The sequence below is a fragment of the Streptomyces sp. AC627_RSS907 genome (assembly GCF_019049165.1).
In genome coordinates this window covers 1-660 of record NZ_JAGMUE010000252.1, presented here as the reverse complement: position 1 = coordinate 660, position 660 = coordinate 1, and the positions used below count along the sequence as shown (strand labels likewise).

The 660-nt window shown below is 80.2% G+C and carries 1 protein-coding gene; it reads right to left on the bottom strand.

The features are described from left to right. A partial coding sequence (locus KUM32_RS33130; RefSeq protein ID WP_254406484.1) for a ThiF family adenylyltransferase occupies nt 1–660 on the bottom strand: 660 nt, incomplete at both ends.

Here is a 660-nt window from a genome sequence, read left to right as displayed (position 1 = left end):
CCCCGTGCCCTCCAGGACCCCGGCGTACAGATGTGGGGTCCCCGTGGTGATCAGCGGCTCGGCGGTGTCCGGCTCCGGGGCGTACACCGCCAGGCCGTCGCGCGGGGCGAGCACCACCAGGCTCAGGCCACGGGGCTCGGCCGGGGCGCGCGGCGAGCGGCGCGCGACGGCCGCGCTCCGCGCCAGGCGGCGGGCCGCGGCGTCCCGGCGCTCCCCGACCTGATCCGGCGCGGTCCCGGCCGGCAACACGTCCCACGGCTCGACGCAACCGCCGTCCTGCACGTCCACCTGCCCGACGCCGGCGGCCGACAGCAGGGCCGCCACCGCAGCCCCGACGCGGCCGGCACCTCGGACCTGCACACGCGCGGCGCGCCTGGCCCCCAGCAGCCGCAGCCCGGCATCCGGCTCCGGGTGTCGAACCGACAGGGCCGCGAGGTCGGCCCGCAGGCGCTCCATCGCCCCCGGGTCGTCCCGGACGAGGGCGGCCGGGCCCGCGCTCGCCCACGGGTCGTCGATCACCCCGGCCGCGACGAGGCGGGCCACGACGGCGTCGGCCCTCCCCTCCGGCAGGCCCATCGCCCGCGCCTCCTGGCGCAGCAGGGGCAGCCCCCGGGTGCCGTCGAGCAGGCCGATGAAGCTGGTGGTCGCCGTGTCCAGGGG